Below are 17,337 nucleotides of genomic sequence, written 5' to 3' on the forward strand. Positions count from 1 at the left end.
TTCTGAGGGGAGGCCATGCCAAACACCAGCGAAAACCGAGCCCCTGGAGCGGAAATCAACAGACTTATTACACAGTCAAATAAATAAAAAGGGGCTTCCAAAAGTCAGTTACCTGACTTTTGGACAGCCCCTAGATTTTAATAACCTTGTGCAGACCGTCAAATTCGAATGGTAATATCATGAGGTCTTTGATAAAGGTTAATCCATATTGATTTAGGTAATAGAAAATATTCCAGACCCTTTCCTGCGGGGATCCGTCTGGTCTTAAGGCGAGATTGATGCGGCTGAATTTTTTTAATTGGATATCGTGTCTCTGCTTTACCGCATCTTCGAGCTTTGTTTCCATGAACCCTATCTCCTTAAGAAGATAGCTTTCATTTTTCTTGAGCAGCGGCAGGAGACCACGGTCGATCACCGCTGTTTTTGCTTCAATAAACTGATATTGTTTAAGCAGTTCTTCCTTAACAGAAGAAAATAACATTTCAACTTCCTTATCCTTCACTGTTTCAAGAAATTGCTCTTTTTCTTGATTCGTTCCCCTTTGTAAAACTTCCTCTAGCTTTAAATTTAATTGTGTCACTTCCGCTTCCACTGAGCGGTCCAAAAACGTAATATTTAAACGAGGAACAATCGGTGGCATTTTCATGTTAAATTGTTCAAAGACAAGCTTTAGTTCTGCCCAATACGATATCTCGCCTGGACCTGCAATAAAGGCAAGGGTAGGAAAGATCCATTCCTGCATGAGCGGCCTGGTCACCACATTATTGCTAAATTTTTCAGGATATTGTGCTGCCATCTCCACTAATTCCTCTTGGGTGAAGGTAACTCTTCCACTTTTCCCCACAAAGCAATTGGCGGCCCGGTCATATTCCAGCAAAATGCGTTCTTTTAATTTTTGATCATAATAAAATAAATTAGCAGCATGTTCCCCCGCTTCGATGGTGATTGGGAATCCTTTATCTCCTATCTGCTTTTGCTGTTCCAATAGTGAAAAGGTGATTGCCTCGTGATTGACAATTTGCTCCGTTAGAAAATCCCTTTGAAGCTGCCGGAAGCTTTTGTCGCCGGAGTCAACAAGTAATAAACCATAATCCTTAAACAGTTCCATAATTATATAAGCAAAAAAGTCAACAAAGGTTGCCGATTTTTCAATCTGCCTTTCGGCAAACTCTAATAGCCGCTTCGTATGCTCCGATTCACCGAAATTCTCAATAATATTGCGAACCCATTCCCGGCAGATTTCCTGGTCCAATGGAATATCAGTAACCATTGGCTTGCTATGAACCTTTTTCGGATAGGTCCATTTATCAAGCTTTTCTTCCATCGGAACATAGACATGATTCACTTCTTGATAATCATGGTCTTCACCCGCAATCCAAAACACTGGGACAACCGGAATCCCAAGAAGCTTCTCTTTTTGTTCTGCCAATTTAATGATTGAAATAACCTTATGTATCGAATAAAGCGGACCTGTGAGGATTCCTGCCTGCTGTCCCCCAATTACGACTGCACTGTCCTCACGCTTTAACTTCTCAATGGAGTTTTCCACCGCTTCCGAGGTGCCAAATCGCTCCATAAAGCTTTCAATATGTGTGGCAGTCTCAATGCGCGGAAAGTTTCTCTCCTTTAATTCAGCCGTCCTCTTTAAATCTTCGTTTAAATCATTAAAGTGATAATGAAAAAAAGACATAACATCCTTTGATTGCGCCAAGTAATTTGAAGCGAACCGGTTGGCCGCTGGTAAAGAGAGATTTAAAATCTCCATTCATGAACTCCCTTTCTGTAAACCCAAATTATTCTTTTAAGAGTATACCACTCCCCGGCCTATATAAAAAAAACATATGCCTCAATTTTTTTAAGATGCTAACGAAAAGATAATGGCCCGATGAATGACACCAAATAGTGTCAGGGATATATAGGCAAGAAAAAATAGAAGAAAATTAAACCGCCAAAAACCTTTCATCACCTTTTTTAAAATGATCTCATCTTTCACTTTCCAATGGACAACAACAAAAATGATCGCGATGAAAATCATTACTAGTAGTATTATCCAAAAAAATGAATTCCCCCAAATTGTTTTTACTAAAAAATGAACAGAAATAATAAATAAAATGGTTGAATAATCAAGGGCATGATGCACTGATTTCCGAGTGTCATTCGTGATGAGTTTAAAGACAAGGAAAACGAGTAAAAAGCCAAGGAACGGCATAATGAACAACAGCGTTAACAAAGTCGATAGGACGGCGCTCAAAATTTCTCACTCCTTCCTTCTTGTTCTTTTCCCTTAATTAGGGAATATAACCCCTGTATTTGAGCGGCCTGTTTATGCAGCTTCTTAGCCTCATCCAAGAGAAACCCTAAAATGGCGTCCACCTCGGTCATTCTGCCCGCTTCCAAATCCTTCAGCATGGACGAACGATTTTCGGCTGTTGATTGACAGACATAATGAATATGCTGCAAATAGGCTTCCTTATTACCTAAACGCAGCACGTCCGAAATTTCCTCGAATAAGTTGTTCAGCGCCTGCAGGTAATATGGATTTTCGATTAAGTCGCCGTTTTTGACGCGAAGAATAGCCGTCAGAGGATTAATTGTTGCATTGACAATCAATTTCTTTAGCAACATATCAAAATAATTTTCTCTTATCACAATCGGAAAGTCATTCGGTACTTTAGCAGCAAGAAAATGCAGCCAATCGGCCGTTCCTTTATAACTGGCAGCATTCGTGATTCCTTCCCCATTATGATAAACCGTGTAGGCATTTTCTCTTAAGGCACCGTGTTCCACAGATCCTACCGCAATATTTTTTTCCTTAATCGCTTCGAGCAGCTTTAAATGCCCCATACCATTTTGGATAAATAGTAAGTTAGGTGCCGCCGAGCTGTTCACATTTTCAATAATCGTTTGCAGATGATATTGTTTTACAGCAACAACCGTAACGGTTTCTGTTCCTTTCCAATCGCTGATAGGCAAGGCTTGTACATTGGTGCTCGTCACAGTATCTCCTTTTTTAAGCACGATTCCATTTTGATTAATTTGCTCTGCTTGTGCGGGGGTTCTTGTGTATATAATAGTTTCAAAAGCCCTGCTCAAATAGGCAGCAAATAATAAACCTAATGAACCCGCTCCAATAATTCCAACCTTCATCGCTATCCCTTCTTTAAATCGTCTTACCCGTATTTTACCAAAATCAATTAATTGTTTGTAAAAAAATAAACCCTCTTCGACAGAAAGTTCGAAAAGGGATATTTTTTTTAGACTGGGTAGACAGGATGTTTCCTGACACCGAAGTTCAATTCTTTTGTTTCATAGTAATCAAAGCGCTGAATGAGTACGCTTCTTAATTCGGATGGGGCAACAATTTCATCAACAATAAGCTCAGAAGCCAGCTTATAAATGTCAATAGCTTCTTTATATTCCTTTTGCTTCGCCTGAACATAAGCGATTCTTTCCTTTGGATCGTTAATTTCATTTATTTTATTGGAGTAGACAGCATTTACCGCAGCTTCAGGACCCATTACGGCGATTTGCGCGGTAGGTAGAGCGATACAACAATCCGGTTCAAAGGCGGGGCCTGCCATCGCATAAAGCCCAGCACCGTAAGCCTTGCGAACAATGACCGAGATTTTTGGCACTGTGGCAGAACTCATAGCAGCAATTAATTTAGCCCCATGACGGATGATGCCCGCACGCTCGACCTTTGTTCCAATCATAAAGCCCGGAACATCCGCCAAGAACAATAACGGAATATGAAAGGCATCACAAAGCTGAATGAATTTTGCGGCTTTATCCGCGGAATCGACAAACAGGACGCCGCCCTTTACCTTCGGCTGATTGGCAATGATGCCAACCGCTCTTCCATCTATTCTAGCAAGTCCAGTTATTAACTCAGGTGCAAATAATTTTTTAATTTCATAGAAGCTGCCGGCATCAACCAGTCTATCAATACACTCATACATATCAAACGGTGCATTTTGGTTTTCCGGAATAATCGCCTCTAATTCCCTTCCTTCCTTAGCCGCCGTACCAGCAATTTTTTTTGTCTTCTCTTTAAAATTGGCTGGAAAAAAGCTGATATATCTTTTGGCAGACTCAATTGCCTCCTCCTCGCTGAAAGCCAGAACATCACCACAGCCCGAAATTGTACAATGCATTCGAGCCCCGCCCATTTCCTCTAGCGTCACCTTTTCGCCGATGACCTTTTCCGCCATTCGCGGCGACCCTAAGTACATGGAGGCATTTTGGTCGACCATGATGACAATATCGCAAAAAGCTGGGATATAGGCCCCGCCTGCTGCGGATGGCCCAAAAAGGATACATATCTGCGGAATCATGCCGGACAGCTTTACCTGATTATAAAAAATTCTTCCGGCCCCGCGGCGGTTTGGAAACATCTCTAATTGGTCGGTTATTCTCGCACCTGCCGAATCCACCAAATACAATAAAGGCAGCTGCAATTTCTCAGCAGTTTCTTGAATACGGATAATTTTTTCAACGGTCCGTGCTCCCCAGGAGCCCGCTTTTATGGTGGAGTCATTTGCCATTACACATACAGTCTGGCCATTTATTTTGCCAATTGCTGTTACCACGCCATCAGCAGGCAAATCACCTGCCGTAAAGTTAGCAAATTTGCCGTCTTCTTCATATTTCCCATCATCAAACATTAATCTTAAGCGGTCACGGACGAACAGCTTATTCTGCTCTTTGGCCTTTTCATGATATTTTGGATGCCCGCCCGCGTCGATTTGTTTCCGGTATTCGTTTAATTGGTCATTTAATGTATTCATCTGTGCCATAGTGCCCCTCCTAAACTAGAACAATCAGCACATCGCCTTCATTTACGAAGTCTCCGATGTTAACCTTTACTTCCTTAACCACACCTTCGATACTGCTTTCAATCGGAATTTCCATTTTCATGGATTCAAGCATTAATACTTCTTGACCCATATTGATTGATTCGCCTGCTGCTGTGAAAATATTAAGTACGGTTCCTGCCATTGATGCTGTAATTTCTTTCATCTTTAAAACACTCCTTAGTTCACTAATGTTTTTGTTAAAAAGCTTGTGGTATAATTTCCATTTTGAAAATCTCTATTTGCAAGAATATTTAAGAATAACGGGGCATTCGTTTTAATCCCCTCAATTTTAATTTCCTGGAAGAAAATCTCAGCCATTTCCAATGCTTTTTGCCGGTCTGCACCATAAAAAATGCATTTAGCTATCATTGGATCATAAAATGGGGTGACCGTTCCACCTTCTTCATAACCCGAATCGATCCGTACACCTTCTTTTTCTTCCCACCTCAAGGTGGTGATTTTGCCAGGAGAAGGCAAAAACCGTACAGGGTCTTCCGCATAAAGACGAAATTCCACAGCATGGCCGGAAGAATGGACTTCTGATTGCAGCAGCGGCAGCCTTTCTCCCCGCGCAACGAGAATCTGCCATTTTACTAAATCAAGACCTGTAATAGATTCAGTTACTGGATGTTCAACTTGAAGTCTCGTATTCATTTCAAGAAAATAAAAATTCTCGTTTTCATCAACAATAAATTCAATTGTTCCCGCATTTGTATAATTGACAGCACGAGCCGCTTTAACGGCTGTTTCATACATTTGCTGCCGGACTGAATCGGAAAGAAACGGCGATGGCGATTCCTCGATAACCTTCTGGTGCCTTCTTTGGACGGAACAATCCCTTTCAAATAAGTGAATGAGATTGCCAAATTCATCACCGAAAACTTGAACCTCAATATGCCTGGCATCCGCGATATATTTTTCGATAAATACCTCATCCGACCCAAAATAGGCAAGTGCCCTTGCCTTGGTGGATGCGTATGACTTAGCGAGCGCTTGCTCATTTTCACATAAGACCATGCCGATTCCGCCTCCGCCGCCGCTTGCTTTCAGCATAATCGGATAGCCTATATTTTCTGCTAAGGCAAGGGCCGCTTCAACCGTTTTTAAACCGGTGCCGCTGCCTGGGACAACCGGAACTCCCGCTTTTTCCATTGTTTGCCGGGAAACAATTTTATCTCCCATTAAATCAATTGTTTCGGGCTTCGGTCCGATAAAGATAATGCCTTCGTTTCTGGCTTTCTGTGCAAAAGCTGCATTTTCCGATAAAAAGCCATAGCCTGGATGGATGGCATCCACTTTTTCTGCTTTTGCTACCTCTAAAATTTTCTCTGCCTGTAAATAAGACTTGTTAACTTGAGCTTCCCCAATACACACCGCCCTCGTCGCAGCCTTTACAAAAGGCATCTCCCTATCTGCTTCGGAATAAACAGCAATTGTCTCAATTCCCATCGCTTGGCACGTTCTAATAATACGAAGGGCAATTTCTCCCCGATTGGCAATTAAAATTTTTTGCACATTTCTTCCCCTTTCCTGACCCAATGTCACTTTCACTATTAAGTTTCTACATCATTCTTCGAATTTCCTGCCATTTTTGAAACCGCTTTCGATTATTCAATGAGGAAATTTTAGTTTTTTTGTATTATAATGATAGTAATTCATTTGAATAATGAAAAAATTATTCATATCATGTTATTCAGTAAAAAAAAATATATACAAGGTTACAGAATATAATTTCTAGGAGGAAGAACATGGGGACTAAAGTGGAAAAATTAAAAGTTAATTTCAAAACTCTAGAAGAATTTAAAAAATTTAAAGAATATGGTCTTCAAGAGCTTTCAATGTTTGAAGATCTTGAAGCCAATATGATAGACAATGATATCAATTCACCGTTTTACGGTATTTACTATGGAGATAAGCTTGTTGCCCGGATGAGCTTATACCAAATTGAAGCTAAATTCGATCGATATTTTTATCCGCCCCAAAGTTATTTGGAATTATGGAAACTGGAAGTATTACAAGACTATCAGGGAAAAGACTTTGGTAGACAACTTGTAGATTTCGCCAAAAGCTTTGGACTACCAATTAAGACAAATGCAAGAATGCAATCTCGCGGCTTCTGGGAAAAGATGGGCTTTTCAAGTGTTGATTACGATATGGAACGAGACCGTGGGGAAAATCCGCTTGTCTGGTATCCAGAAGGTGTGGAAGCACAATAATATAAATGAAAACTCGCCGATTAGCGAGTCCGATAGGACGGTTCATGAGGCGTAGTTGAATTTATACTTTCTTATTAGCTAAGCGAAAAAGCGGACCGGATGTCCGCTTTTTCTATTTCTCTACTCTTTCTAGGTTGCCGTTTTTATCCATCTGAAATCTAACCTTGGATTGACGGTCTTCATCCTGAAGAACAACCATTTTGCGAGCTCTTTCCATAATTTCCAGTAATGAACGGTAGTCCTCTTCGATGGCCTTTAGGTTCTCCGTAAGTCTTTCATTCTCTGCTGCTAAATAATAAGTTTGCTTTTCTAATTCTTTTATTTTTTCGGAAGACTTCCTGCTTCCCTCTTCAAGCTCAGCAAAATTCTCTACTTGTTTAAAAACGCCCTCTAAAAACTGAATGACAGCCGGAAATGTTAAAGTACCCCCTGGCTCGGTCGAGACAGCTTCCTTTTTAATTATTTCAGGGGCTGGATCAGCTTCAGCAGGAGCAATATGTTTTTTCAATTCTTTACGCTGCTTCTTGGCAAGCTCAATTCCAGACTTGTATTGCTTTCTTACATATGAGTTCCAGCGGAATCCACAGGCCGCAGGTGTCCGCGATAGCTGTTTCCCCACCTCCTCAAATGCTTGAAGCTGTGTCCCGCCTTCTCGAATATGCCTTAATACTACTTCAGCAAGCAGTAAATCCTCATCTTGGCTCCAAGCATCTTGTCGAGTTGGTGACATCAAATCCCCTCCTAGTAGTGTTTTTATAAACATATGCATCTACTAGAAAAGATAGACTTAATCTGGAGCCGTGAATTCATCTTATCTGGTGTTTTTCTTAATAAAATTTTTTACATATTGATGATGGGCATCACTTTCCCAAAGGATGGCACAGTTTTTAACCTCTTCCTCTATTCTTTCACGAAGGCCTGCTTGCTTCCACTTATTAATCCATATTCTTTTATAGGATTTGAGAACCTCTAAATCATTGGACAGCATTTTCTTAAGAAAATCTTCACATTGTTGAAGGGAGTCTCCGTCGAATAGGTGATTAATAAAACCGGTTTCGGTTAAATATTCTGCAGTTTCGAGGTCTGCTTCCATCAAAAGCTTCATTGCAAATGGGGATGGAAACTTTTCGACAAGAATAGAGCCTCCACCCCAACCGGTCGTAATGGCTTGTTTTCCTTGAACAAACCCTGCTTTAACGCCTTTTCTGGCGAGCCGGAAATCACAGGCAACAGCAAGCTCACAGCCGCCGCCAACCGCTGGACCGTTCATTAGTGCAATGGTGGGAATGGGCAAGGTTAATAAGGAATACAGAATATTGGACATTTTCGAAAGCATTGGATACGCATCCTCTTTGGTGTGCAGGAGATGAAAAACGGATAAGTCTCCGCCGGAGCAAAACGCACTCTCACCGCTCCCCGTAATGACAAGAGCTTTTATTTCAGGTTCACTAGCTTTTTCTAACGCTTCCCATAGCCCTTCCATAACATCGTAGTTTATGGCGTTTCGCTTTTCGCTTCTTTCGATGGTAAATAATAAATATCCCGTGTCCCGCCTTTCAATCGAAAAAGCCATTTTTTGCTCACCCTCTCAATTAAAAAAGTATGTATTTGTTTTGAAATGACAAAAGCACAAGGGCGTTTGCTCCTTGTGCTTTATCTAAGTAGAAATTAGTCGTTTACTACTTCTTTTCCTTTGTATGTTCCGCAAGATTTGCATACGCGGTGAGCAAGTTTCATTTCACCACAGTTTGGGCATGCTACCATACCAGGAACGTTTAATTTAAAATGAGTACGACGCTTTCTCTTCGCAGTTTTAGAAGTCCTTCTAAAAGGTACAGCCATTCTTCCCACCTCCTTATAAGAAATGCGCAGGAGCGCTTGAAGTCAGATCATTTCGATTAGCTTTCCGATGAATTGTTTTTGTCAAAAAACTTTGCTAGCCCTGCAAGACGTGGATCAATCTTGTTAGATTGTTCCTCCTCCTGAATAACCTCCCAATCCTTACCGGATTGCGGCGCTGCATCTTCAGATTGGACATCGTCACAGAATACTTGCATTGGAACCTCAAGTAACAGAATTTCTCTTATGATTGGTTTTAAATCAATCATATCTCCTTTTACCTGATGGACCTCCTCTTCAGTTTGGTAAACTGAATTTTGCAGGAGGAAGGTTTCCGTAGTTTCGACATTAATTGGAAATTTGACATCCACTAAGGTTCGCGAACATGGAAGAATCAGATACCCCTCAATTTTTAAATGAAAGGTAACTTTTGAAGAATCAATATCCCCACGTCCGGTAATTTGCATTGGAGACACTTCACGAATAGTTGGGTCATCCAGTTTAAGCTCGTCAACCCGAATGGTATCGTCAATCGAAAATTCCTTATCTCGATATTTTTGCAGCTGATTTAATGTCCATTTCAATTGAATCACCCCAAGGCAACAAAGGTAATTATAGCTTTCGATAAAATTTTTGTCAATATTTTTTCTTTACACTTCACCTTGTGTTGCATAAATAAAAAAATTTTTTCCATTATAGTGTATCCATAAATACCTTTTGCAAACATATGTATCATCATATCATATTATTCGATTGAAAAACGGAATAAATTGCTATAATGATAGTAATTAAATTTCAAGGAGAGAGTTATGAGAGCAGTTGGTGTTATTGTTGAATACAACCCATTTCATAATGGACATGCCTTTCATTTACAGGCATCCCGCGAGGCAGCCCAAGCGGATGTGGTTATTGCGGTAATGAGCGGAAATTTTCTGCAAAGGGGAGAGCCTGCACTTGTTTCGAAATGGGAGAGAACGAAAATGGCCTTATTAAATGGTGTGGACATCGTTTTTGAACTTCCCTACCGCTTTGCCACACAAAATGCCGAAACCTTTGCAAATGGGGCAGTGTCCATTCTTGCTGCTGCAGGCTGTCAGTACCTTTGTTTTGGAAGCGAAAGCGGGGAGATTGAAGCTTTTCAACAAACGATTCATTTTTTGGAAAGTCAGCAGGATTCACATAAAAAAAATATAAAGCATTTTATGGGGTCAGGTGTCAGCTATCCGAAGGCTTTAGCATTATCATACAAACAGCTGTCAAATTCGAATAATTATTTAGATTTGTCCAGGCCAAACAACATACTAGGCTTTCACTACATAAAAGCGATCCATGAGCAAAGAAGTCAGATTACTCCCTTAACGGTGGCACGTAAAAGCGCAGACTATCATGATGAACATTTTGCCTCCGAAACTATTGCCAGTGCAACCAGCATCAGGAAAGCACTATTCGCAGATATAAACAGCCCATCTGAAATTAATCAGTATGTACCGGAGCCTACTAGACAATTATTACATGAATATCTAAATCAATATGGGCTTTACCACCGCTGGGAAAATTATTGGCCATTTCTTCAGCTTCGTCTCCTCCATTCCTCCCCAGAAGAGTTGAAAGAAATATATGAGGCTGAAGAGGGACTTGAGAACAGGTTACAACATGCCGCAACCGAAGCGCGAAGCTTTCAGGAGTTTATGGAAAGAATTAAAACAAAACGCTATACATGGACGAGGCTGCAGCGATTATGTGTTCACATATTGACCAATAGCAAAAAAATAAACATGGAAGGAAGCAAAAGAGCGGGCTATTTAAGGCTCCTTGGGATGTCTGAGAGAGGACAAGAATACCTAAATAAAATGAAAAAGGAATTTGCTTTGCCTTTGGTTGCGAAATTGTCTTCATTTAAGGACGAAGAGATTAACCTCGACTTAAAGGCTGCTAGGGTATATGCAATGGGGGTCCCGGGCCCGGCAAAAAAATTTTTGATGGAACAGGAATTCAAACAGCCTCCCATCATTATAAAGAAATAGGACGGCGCACTCTGGCACCGTCCTATTTCTTTTTAGGTAATTTTTCTAAATATTTTACCGCATCGTCAAAGGTATCCACCGGAACAATTTTCATCTTTGTTTTGATATCTCGTGCTGCCTTTAAGGCTGCTCGATAATTGGAGTCCTTAGCACCCTTTTCGTTTGGTGCAAAAAAGATTTCTGCGCCGGCATGATCAGCGGCAACAATTTTTTGTTCGATACCGCCAATCGGCCCAACGGTGCCATCTGGGTCAATCGTTCCCGTTCCAGCAATTTGGTAGCCTTTGGTTAGGTCATTCTTGGTTAACTGGTTATATATCTCCAAGGTAAACATTAAGCCGGCAGAAGGCCCGCCGATTTCATCTGTTCTGACTTTAACATTGGGATCGACGGAGATTTCTTTATCATCCACAAGTGAAATGCCAATGCCTGCCTTCCCAGGCTGATCCTTAAATGGCTGCAGAATAAGATTCACACTTTTTTCCTCGTTATTTCTGGAATAGGTTAATGTCACTTGATCACCGGCACTTTTTTTCCCTAAATATTCAATGAAATCTTTTGATGAGGGAAATGTGTGTCCATCCATTTTAAAAACGCGGTCACCAGCCTGGAGCTTCCCTTCTGCAGGCATTCCCTGCAGGACCTGCATCACATAAATCCCCTTATATTTATAATGTACAGGCAGCCCTGCTTTATGGTATGCCACCTCAATCGCATTAAGTTTTGATGCTGCCATCAAATGCAGCTGCCTGACATTATACTCTTCTTCCGTTTCCTGTTCATTTAATACCATATCGAGCGGATAGATTTCCTCATATTTTCTCATTTTGGCTTCTATATAGGAATAGATATTAGCCCTTCCCATCCGGACAGTTGTCAGCATAAAATTTCCCTTTTCCTGATAACCGCCTTCAACTGTAATGATTGGAGCAAGTTCTTTTGCCATCCCTGGTTTTGAAACATAGTAAGGTAATGAATAATACATTCCGCCAATCAGAAACACTGCAAGGATAAAGAAAATGCCAATTGATAATTTTTTACGCAAGCTGCCATCACCCCTTCCAATTATCAATTTCCTTCTTAATTTGCTCAAGATACTTTTTTGCCTCGTCTTCGCCAATTTTAATGATTTCTTCAATGTTAGTAAATGCACGCGAACTATAGCCCTCGACAGGGGGACGAATCATCACATTTGCAGATGTTTCGTGGAAATTGATAATCTCAGTCTGCATAATATCAATACTTTGCATGATGACATCATAAATGGAGGTAATTTCAGCGTTTCGCTTAACCCGTGAAACGTCCACTGCAATCACAATATCCGCCCCCATCTCTTGCACAACAGAAATGGGAACACGGTCGGCAACTCCTCCATCCACGAGGATTCTTCCCTTATACTTTTCAGGCACAAAAATTCCGGGTATGGAAATGCTTGCTCTGACAGCCTCTGCCACTGGCCCCTCTTTAAAGACCACTTTTTCTCCGGTTAATAAATCCGTTGCCACAATCCCAAGTGGTATTGACAAATCTTCGATGTTTTTCCCATGGGTAAAGATACGAATAAATTCCTTTACTTTCTTGCCTGTAATAAATCCCATTTTCGGTACAGTAAAATCAAGAAAATACTTTCTCCTAAACGCGGTTGAATATTTATATAGAAGGTCTAAATCAATCCCTGCTCCATAAAAACAGGCGACCAGGGCTCCCATGCTGCTGCCTGCAATTAAATCAATCGGAATGCCGGCATCCTTTAACACCTTAATAACACCCAAATGAGCAAACCCGCGGGCTCCTCCTGAGCCGAGCGCCAAGCCAATCTTAGGGTGCTCCATAGCAGAACCCTCCTATTATACATCTAATAAATCACGTTCAATCTTATGGTCTAAAACAACATTCTATGAGTATATTTATTTTATATGAGGACATGCAGTTTCACAAGGAAGGAGAACTCTTTGATGTTTCGGTCAAAGCTCAAAACGCTTGCTTTAGCCATCTCCGGCATCGTTTTAGCGGCGTCACTTATTTTCTATCCAAAAGAATCATTTGAAGGCTCTATCCGTGGCCTGAATATGTGGTGGGAAATAGTATTCCCTTCCCTCCTGCCTTTTTTTATTGTATCAGAAATGTTAATCGGGTTTGGAGTGGTCAAGTTCATAGGGGTTCTTCTTGAACCACTTATGCGGCCGCTTTTCAAAGTTCCTGGTGTTGGAGGCTTTGTTTGGGCCATGGGAATGGCCTCAGGCTTCCCGGCAGGTGCAAAATTTACCGCAAGAATGCGGCAAGAAGGACACATAACGCGAATTGAAGCTGAGAGACTCGTCTCTTTCACCAATTCCTCTAATCCCTTATTCATCTTTGGAGCAGTAGCTGTGGGTTTTTTTCACAATACCCAATTAGGCATTCTCTTGGCCGTTGCACACTATTTGGGCAACATATGTGTTGGCATTATGATGCGTTTCCACGGTAAGGAGTCGCCTAATAAAGCGAAAAACGCCAAAAAATTCAAGATTCGGGAAGCCTTATCAGCTTTGCACCAAACAAGGCTGAAGGATAACCGCCCGATTGGAAAGCTTCTCGGCGATGCTGTTACCTCATCGATTCAAACCTTATTGATGGTCGGCGGTTTTATCATCCTATTTTCTGTGATTAATCAACTTCTTTACCATCTACATATTACGGCTGCGCTGGCAAAATTCGTGGAAATGATTTTTTCAGTTTTTAGATTTTCAGAAATGTTAAGCATACCGTTTATTTCCGGACTGTTTGAAATCACTCTTGGCAGCGATTTGACCAGCAGAGTGGAAGATGCCACACTGCTCCAGAAAGCGATCATAACAAGTTTTATTTTGGCCTTCAGCGGTTTTAGTGTCCAAGCACAGGTGGCCAGCATCCTAGCCCAGACTGACATCCGCTTTCGGCCATTCTTTATTGCACGAATCTTCCAAGGCATTTTTGCCGGTCTCTTTACTCTCCTATTGTGGAATCCCATTTATGTGCGCTTCCAAGGCCATAATCAGCCTGCAGGAGCCCTGCCTGTATTTGGAGATGGAATATGGACAAAGGATTTTTATCATAAAATGCTGGAAACCGGCCCACTCATCACGATTTGCTCCCTATCATTATATGTACTAATCTTATTTATCAGGCTAAAAGAAAGTAATATAAAAAAGAGCTAAAGGATTTGCTAACAGATTGTCGGGAAAGAGTATTTTTCTCGGCAATTTTTTATTTCGTCTAATTACGGATTTTTAATAATTGATTATTCCTGCAAATGGGCCTGTTGAAAAGCCAATATTCAATAACATTATTCAACAAATAAACGCGAAGAATTATAAAAAAGGAGTAAATTAAAAGGCTATCGAAAGTTTTTCGACAGCCTGCAAGCTAAAGAATTTAGCTCTTTTTTATCTGTATTTTTTTTGCAATTCTTTTTGGACTGGAGGAGGAACAAGCCCTGATATATCCCCTTTGTACTTTGCTGCTTCCTTAACGATGCTGGAGCTCAAGAAGGAATATTGATTATTGGTCATCATAAAAAAGGTTTCCACATGATCGTTTAAAAACCTATTCATCGAGGTAATCTGCATTTCATATTCAAAATCGGAAACAGCCCTAAGGCCCCGAAGGATTGCATTTGCGTTCACACTCTTGGCATAATCGACAAGCAGCCCGGAAAATTGATCGACAGCCACGTTAGGGATGTCCATTGTAACTTCCTTTATTAGGTCAAGCCTTTCCTCAACAGTAAAGAGCGGATTTTTTGAGACATTATTTAATACCACAACATAAACCTTATCGAAAACCTTAGCCCCTCTGCGGATGATATCTAAATGGCCATATGTAATTGGATCAAAACTCCCCGGACAAACGGCTATACTTGCCAACTTGACTCCCCCTTATTCCCCATTAGATTTTAAATATATTGTTATAGCAATAATCCCGTATTTCTCATGTTTTATCTGCGAGAACCGCCCAACAGAGGGAGGTAAATCGACATCAAAACTATGTTCACAGACAATAATTCCTTGGTCTTTGACCACATTTGCCTTTTCCATTTTTTCCATTAATCGGACCAGCTCTTGAAGCTTGTACGGCGGATCCAAGAAAATATAGTCAAACATAATTTCTCGTTTAATTAAAGCCTTTAGTGCCCTGTCTGCATCATTCCTGTATACCTCAGTTTTGTCTTCAAACCTGCATGCGCTGATATTATCTTGGATTGTCTGAATTGCTTTGGCGTCCCTGTCGATAAAGATCACTTTATCCAAGCCTCTGCTCAGTGCTTCCAAACCTAATCCTCCGCTACCGGCAAAGAGGTCAAGCCCAGTACCCCCGTCAAAATAAGGGCCAATCATATTAAATAGGGCTTCCTTCACCTTATCAGTTGTCGGTCTTGTTGTATTACCAGGGACAGCTTTAAGAGGACGGCCTTTACAGATGCCAGAAACTACTCTCACGTGTTCACCACCACATTTTATCCAAAATCACGTTTTTTTACATCCTACCATAGGCTGCAAAATATAAACAAATTTGTCACATTAGTTTTTTCTTTTCTTACATTTTATAAAAAATTTGCGAAAAAAGGAAATTTTAAATTTCGACGTATAAGGTTTTGGGTTGTGGAAATAATGTAAGTAACAACATCAATTCGAGGATGTTGTTGCCAACCGCGGAGAAGACTTACGTTTCCCCATAAGTTCTTCCTCCGGTTTCTCCTCTCCCTTTGCCTTCTGTCCTATATCAGGATTTAGAAGGACCCTGCAAAATTTTTGCAGGGTTTTTTTCTTTTTAGGGCAAAAAAAAGATGAGATGATTCTCACCTTTTTATATCCCCATTTTATAGTCATATTCTTTTGCCTTGTCAGGTGCTGAATTTTCGTATTCCATTTTTAAAAAGGGCTTGTATGAAGGCTCTACTTTTTTCACGAACGAAAAGGATTGGAGCTTTTCTATAATTTCCTCTGCGTCGTCCTGGTTACAGTAAACCACAACATATTTTAGCTTTTTTGACACATAATGGACATTTCCAAAACGTCTGAGCATTTTGGCCTGTTTTAGTGAATACAGCCAAACAACTAATCCTTGTCTTTGAACAAACATAATTTTTTCCCCTTCATTGCAGGCTTCTTTTTAAATAAGTCTAGCACATGAAAAGGTTTTATTTCAATCCTTACCCCTTTAGCTCACATGCTCATTTTTTTAACTGCAGCCACAGCTTCCTCCGCCACCGCAGCCGCTTGAATGACCTTTATCAAAAAACGGGTTGCCGGTCGGGACTTTTATATGCTCGGAGACGGATCGGCCAACGTGGAGACTGATTTCATCCAAAAGGCTTTGCAAATCGTTTTCCGCCAATTTAAATTCGGCTACGTTTACGTCCAAGTCCATTTCCCGTTTATATTGACGAATTTGAGTCATCACGTTTTTGTAATCAGGATGGTATTTACCAAACCTTTGCACCTCTTCATAAAGGTCTTTAAGCTTCGCAAAACGCTGAATCTTTTGCTGCGTTTCAGGGCTGCTTTGCATTTTATATAAACAAATCCGATAATGTTCAACAATGTCAGATTCGAGTACCATTTTTGCCAGTTGTTCAGCGTAGTCCAGTAATTCAACTCTTTCTGATGTAGCAAGCATGTACGCTCACCTCCACTGACATTTTATCATGAATTCATCCTGAAAGCGAAAAAATCCATTTAATTAGGGGATATTTACTATAAACTCCTTTTTCAAACCGTAGGAATTATTTTTTAAATCAACCACATCCAGCTTTACCTGGTGGTTCCCTGGAGAAAGATCCTTGATAATGAATACCGCCGAGGAGGCTTCGGATTTTTTCAGCCCGTCTACCCAAATGACAATTTTGCCCGTTTTTTGTTTTGAATCCTCCGTCCCCCTAAAACTAATTCCCGTTAAAATGCATTCTACCAGCACTTGATTTCCTTTTGTTTCATGTTGAACAATCAGCTCAGGTATTTCGCTTGAGATTGCCTTTGCTTCGTGAAGTATTAGGGCGCCTAAGGACCAGAACAAAATAAAACCAATGAGGATATGTTTTTTCACCAATATCACTCCTTCTCATGTTTGTATTGTTCGCCTTCTCAATATTTTTTAATCCAAACAAAAAAAGGCCACATCCAAATTTATGTGCCCTTTGTTAATTTTGGTTTTTCATGGCTTGGAACATGGAGTACATCATTGAAGCCATTTGCACTCCATTTGTGAATTTCTCCACTTGGTCTGGAATGGTTTTTTTGTAATAGTGTAATGCTGCAATTTCTAGCGATTGAATATCATAAGGATTTCTTGACAGTTTCCGATACCAAAGTGGCTGCTCCCGAATAAATCGTTTTAAATCCTTTTGTCCTTCTACATATTCTAAAATTTCCTTGCGCATTTCCC

General features: G+C 40.6%; 21 protein-coding genes. 3 read left to right on the forward strand and 18 right to left on the reverse strand.

All coding sequences use genetic code 11. From position 1 onward, the window contains the following. Positions 1-130: 130 nt before the first annotated feature. The 6 genes from bshC to ACNQGS_RS24485 form a co-directional block, all read right to left on the reverse strand. Entirely contained in the window at positions 131-1,765 is a 1,635-nt protein-coding gene (gene bshC / locus ACNQGS_RS24460) for a bacillithiol biosynthesis cysteine-adding enzyme BshC (protein ID WP_491489605.1), read from the reverse strand. 90 nt (positions 1,766-1,855) lie between these two features. Next, a complete protein-coding gene (locus ACNQGS_RS24465; protein WP_213140846.1) occupies positions 1,856-2,251 on the reverse strand; it encodes a DUF3397 domain-containing protein in 396 nt (131 codons plus the stop codon). Continuing rightward, positions 2,248-3,147, reverse strand: a complete 900-nt coding sequence (locus tag ACNQGS_RS24470; RefSeq protein ID WP_491489606.1) for a 2-dehydropantoate 2-reductase — start codon at positions 3,145-3,147, stop codon at positions 2,248-2,250. The genes ACNQGS_RS24465 and ACNQGS_RS24470 overlap by 4 nt, the downstream gene beginning before the upstream one ends. Positions 3,148-3,254: 107 nt before the next feature. Then, positions 3,255-4,796 carry an acyl-CoA carboxylase subunit beta gene (locus ACNQGS_RS24475; protein WP_491489607.1) on the reverse strand — a complete coding sequence of 514 codons (1,542 nt, stop codon included), beginning with the start codon at positions 4,794-4,796 and terminating at the stop codon, positions 3,255-3,257. A 10-nt stretch (positions 4,797-4,806) separates the two neighbouring features. Then, positions 4,807-5,019 (reverse strand): biotin/lipoyl-containing protein, encoded by a 213-nt coding sequence (locus ACNQGS_RS24480; RefSeq protein ID WP_213116433.1) that lies wholly within the window; start codon positions 5,017-5,019, stop codon positions 4,807-4,809. Positions 5,020-5,033: 14 nt separating this feature from the next. Continuing rightward, positions 5,034-6,371, reverse strand: coding sequence for an acetyl-CoA carboxylase biotin carboxylase subunit (locus tag ACNQGS_RS24485; RefSeq protein WP_491489608.1), 1,338 nt, complete (start codon positions 6,369-6,371; stop codon positions 5,034-5,036). A 233-nt stretch (positions 6,372-6,604) separates the two neighbouring features. Here ACNQGS_RS24485 and ACNQGS_RS24490 point away from each other — a divergent pair, with 233 nt between their 5' ends. Continuing rightward, complete coding sequence (locus tag ACNQGS_RS24490) at positions 6,605-7,072, forward strand: N-acetyltransferase (protein ID WP_213140851.1); 468 nt, start codon at positions 6,605-6,607, stop codon at positions 7,070-7,072. A 112-nt stretch (positions 7,073-7,184) separates the two neighbouring features. Here ACNQGS_RS24490 and ACNQGS_RS24495 read toward each other — a convergent pair whose 3' ends face one another. The 4 genes from ACNQGS_RS24495 to ACNQGS_RS24510 form a co-directional block, all read right to left on the reverse strand. Continuing rightward, entirely contained in the window at positions 7,185-7,802 is a 618-nt protein-coding gene (locus ACNQGS_RS24495) for an RsfA family transcriptional regulator (protein WP_491489609.1), read from the reverse strand. 81 nt (positions 7,803-7,883) lie between these two features. Further along, positions 7,884-8,645, reverse strand: a complete 762-nt coding sequence (locus tag ACNQGS_RS24500; protein ID WP_491489610.1) for an enoyl-CoA hydratase/isomerase family protein — start codon at positions 8,643-8,645, stop codon at positions 7,884-7,886. A 95-nt stretch (positions 8,646-8,740) separates the two neighbouring features. Next, positions 8,741-8,914, reverse strand: a complete 174-nt coding sequence (gene rpmF / locus ACNQGS_RS24505) for a 50S ribosomal protein L32 (RefSeq protein ID WP_213116438.1) — start codon at positions 8,912-8,914, stop codon at positions 8,741-8,743. A 56-nt stretch (positions 8,915-8,970) separates the two neighbouring features. Beyond that, on the reverse strand, positions 8,971-9,495 hold the full coding sequence (locus ACNQGS_RS24510; RefSeq protein WP_213140854.1) for a YceD family protein: 525 nt from the start codon (positions 9,493-9,495) through the stop codon (positions 8,971-8,973). A 225-nt stretch (positions 9,496-9,720) separates the two neighbouring features. Between ACNQGS_RS24510 and ACNQGS_RS24515 the strand changes: the two genes are divergently transcribed. Then, a complete protein-coding gene (locus tag ACNQGS_RS24515; RefSeq protein ID WP_491489611.1) occupies positions 9,721-10,935 on the forward strand; it encodes a nucleotidyltransferase in 1,215 nt (404 codons plus the stop codon). A 22-nt stretch (positions 10,936-10,957) separates the two neighbouring features. Here the strand turns inward: ACNQGS_RS24515 and ACNQGS_RS24520 are convergent, their stop codons facing one another. Beyond that, positions 10,958-11,980 carry a SepM family pheromone-processing serine protease gene (locus ACNQGS_RS24520; protein ID WP_491489612.1) on the reverse strand — a complete coding sequence of 341 codons (1,023 nt, stop codon included), beginning with the start codon at positions 11,978-11,980 and terminating at the stop codon, positions 10,958-10,960. 7 nt (positions 11,981-11,987) lie between these two features. Then, a complete protein-coding gene (locus ACNQGS_RS24525) occupies positions 11,988-12,767 on the reverse strand; it encodes a patatin-like phospholipase family protein (RefSeq protein WP_213116441.1) in 780 nt (259 codons plus the stop codon). A gap of 123 nt (positions 12,768-12,890) precedes the next feature. On the opposite strand from ACNQGS_RS24525, the gene ylbJ reads away from it, so the two are divergent. Next, positions 12,891-14,111, forward strand: coding sequence for a sporulation integral membrane protein YlbJ (gene ylbJ, locus ACNQGS_RS24530; RefSeq protein ID WP_491489613.1), 1,221 nt, complete (start codon positions 12,891-12,893; stop codon positions 14,109-14,111). A 228-nt stretch (positions 14,112-14,339) separates the two neighbouring features. On the opposite strand, the gene coaD is transcribed toward ylbJ, so the two are convergent. From coaD to ACNQGS_RS24560, 6 genes are all read right to left on the reverse strand, one after another. Next, the gene (gene coaD / locus ACNQGS_RS24535) at positions 14,340-14,819 is read right to left on the reverse strand and encodes a pantetheine-phosphate adenylyltransferase (protein ID WP_213140857.1); all 480 of its coding nucleotides are present in this window, start codon (positions 14,817-14,819) and stop codon (positions 14,340-14,342) included. A 12-nt stretch (positions 14,820-14,831) separates the two neighbouring features. Continuing rightward, positions 14,832-15,392 carry a 16S rRNA (guanine(966)-N(2))-methyltransferase RsmD gene (gene rsmD, locus ACNQGS_RS24540; RefSeq protein ID WP_491489614.1) on the reverse strand — a complete coding sequence of 187 codons (561 nt, stop codon included), beginning with the start codon at positions 15,390-15,392 and terminating at the stop codon, positions 14,832-14,834. 367 nt (positions 15,393-15,759) lie between these two features. Further along, positions 15,760-16,035, reverse strand: a complete 276-nt coding sequence (locus tag ACNQGS_RS24545) for a YlbG family protein (protein ID WP_213116444.1) — start codon at positions 16,033-16,035, stop codon at positions 15,760-15,762. A 99-nt stretch (positions 16,036-16,134) separates the two neighbouring features. After that, a complete protein-coding gene (locus ACNQGS_RS24550) occupies positions 16,135-16,572 on the reverse strand; it encodes a YlbF/YmcA family competence regulator (RefSeq protein WP_491489615.1) in 438 nt (145 codons plus the stop codon). Positions 16,573-16,635: 63 nt separating this feature from the next. Next, positions 16,636-16,998, reverse strand: coding sequence for a hypothetical protein (locus ACNQGS_RS24555; RefSeq protein ID WP_491489616.1), 363 nt, complete (start codon positions 16,996-16,998; stop codon positions 16,636-16,638). Positions 16,999-17,092: 94 nt separating this feature from the next. Further along, positions 17,093-17,332: a YlbE-like family protein gene (locus tag ACNQGS_RS24560; RefSeq protein WP_423801622.1), complete on the reverse strand. Its 240-nt coding sequence runs from the start codon at positions 17,330-17,332 to the stop codon at positions 17,093-17,095. Positions 17,333-17,337: the final 5 nt, after the last annotated feature.

Source organism: Neobacillus sp. PVCKKU3, assembly GCF_058323225.1.

Bases quoted from the DNA above. Each gene is read 5' to 3' on its own strand.
- bshC (WP_491489605.1), bottom strand. From the start codon at position 1,765: ATGGAGATTTTAAATCTCTCTTTACCAGCGGCCAACCGGTTCGCTTCA.
- ACNQGS_RS24470 (WP_491489606.1), bottom strand. From the start codon at position 3,147: ATGAAGGTTGGAATTATTGGAGCGGGTTCATTAGGTTTATTATTTGCT.
- ACNQGS_RS24475 (WP_491489607.1), bottom strand. From the start codon at position 4,796: ATGGCACAGATGAATACATTAAATGACCAATTAAACGAATACCGGAAA.
- ACNQGS_RS24480 (WP_213116433.1), bottom strand. From the start codon at position 5,019: ATGAAAGAAATTACAGCATCAATGGCAGGAACCGTACTTAATATTTTC.
- ACNQGS_RS24490 (WP_213140851.1), top strand. From the start codon at position 6,605: ATGGGGACTAAAGTGGAAAAATTAAAAGTTAATTTCAAAACTCTAGAA.
- ACNQGS_RS24495 (WP_491489609.1), bottom strand. From the start codon at position 7,802: ATGTCACCAACTCGACAAGATGCTTGGAGCCAAGATGAGGATTTACTG.
- ACNQGS_RS24500 (WP_491489610.1), bottom strand. From the start codon at position 8,645: ATGGCTTTTTCGATTGAAAGGCGGGACACGGGATATTTATTATTTACC.
- rpmF (WP_213116438.1), bottom strand. From the start codon at position 8,914: ATGGCTGTACCTTTTAGAAGGACTTCTAAAACTGCGAAGAGAAAGCGT.
- ACNQGS_RS24515 (WP_491489611.1), top strand. From the start codon at position 9,721: ATGAGAGCAGTTGGTGTTATTGTTGAATACAACCCATTTCATAATGGA.
- ACNQGS_RS24525 (WP_213116441.1), bottom strand. From the start codon at position 12,767: ATGGAGCACCCTAAGATTGGCTTGGCGCTCGGCTCAGGAGGAGCCCGC.
- ylbJ (WP_491489613.1), top strand. From the start codon at position 12,891: ATGTTTCGGTCAAAGCTCAAAACGCTTGCTTTAGCCATCTCCGGCATC.
- ACNQGS_RS24545 (WP_213116444.1), bottom strand. From the start codon at position 16,035: ATGTTTGTTCAAAGACAAGGATTAGTTGTTTGGCTGTATTCACTAAAA.
- ACNQGS_RS24550 (WP_491489615.1), bottom strand. From the start codon at position 16,572: ATGCTTGCTACATCAGAAAGAGTTGAATTACTGGACTACGCTGAACAA.
- ACNQGS_RS24560 (WP_423801622.1), bottom strand. From the start codon at position 17,332: ATGCGCAAGGAAATTTTAGAATATGTAGAAGGACAAAAGGATTTAAAA.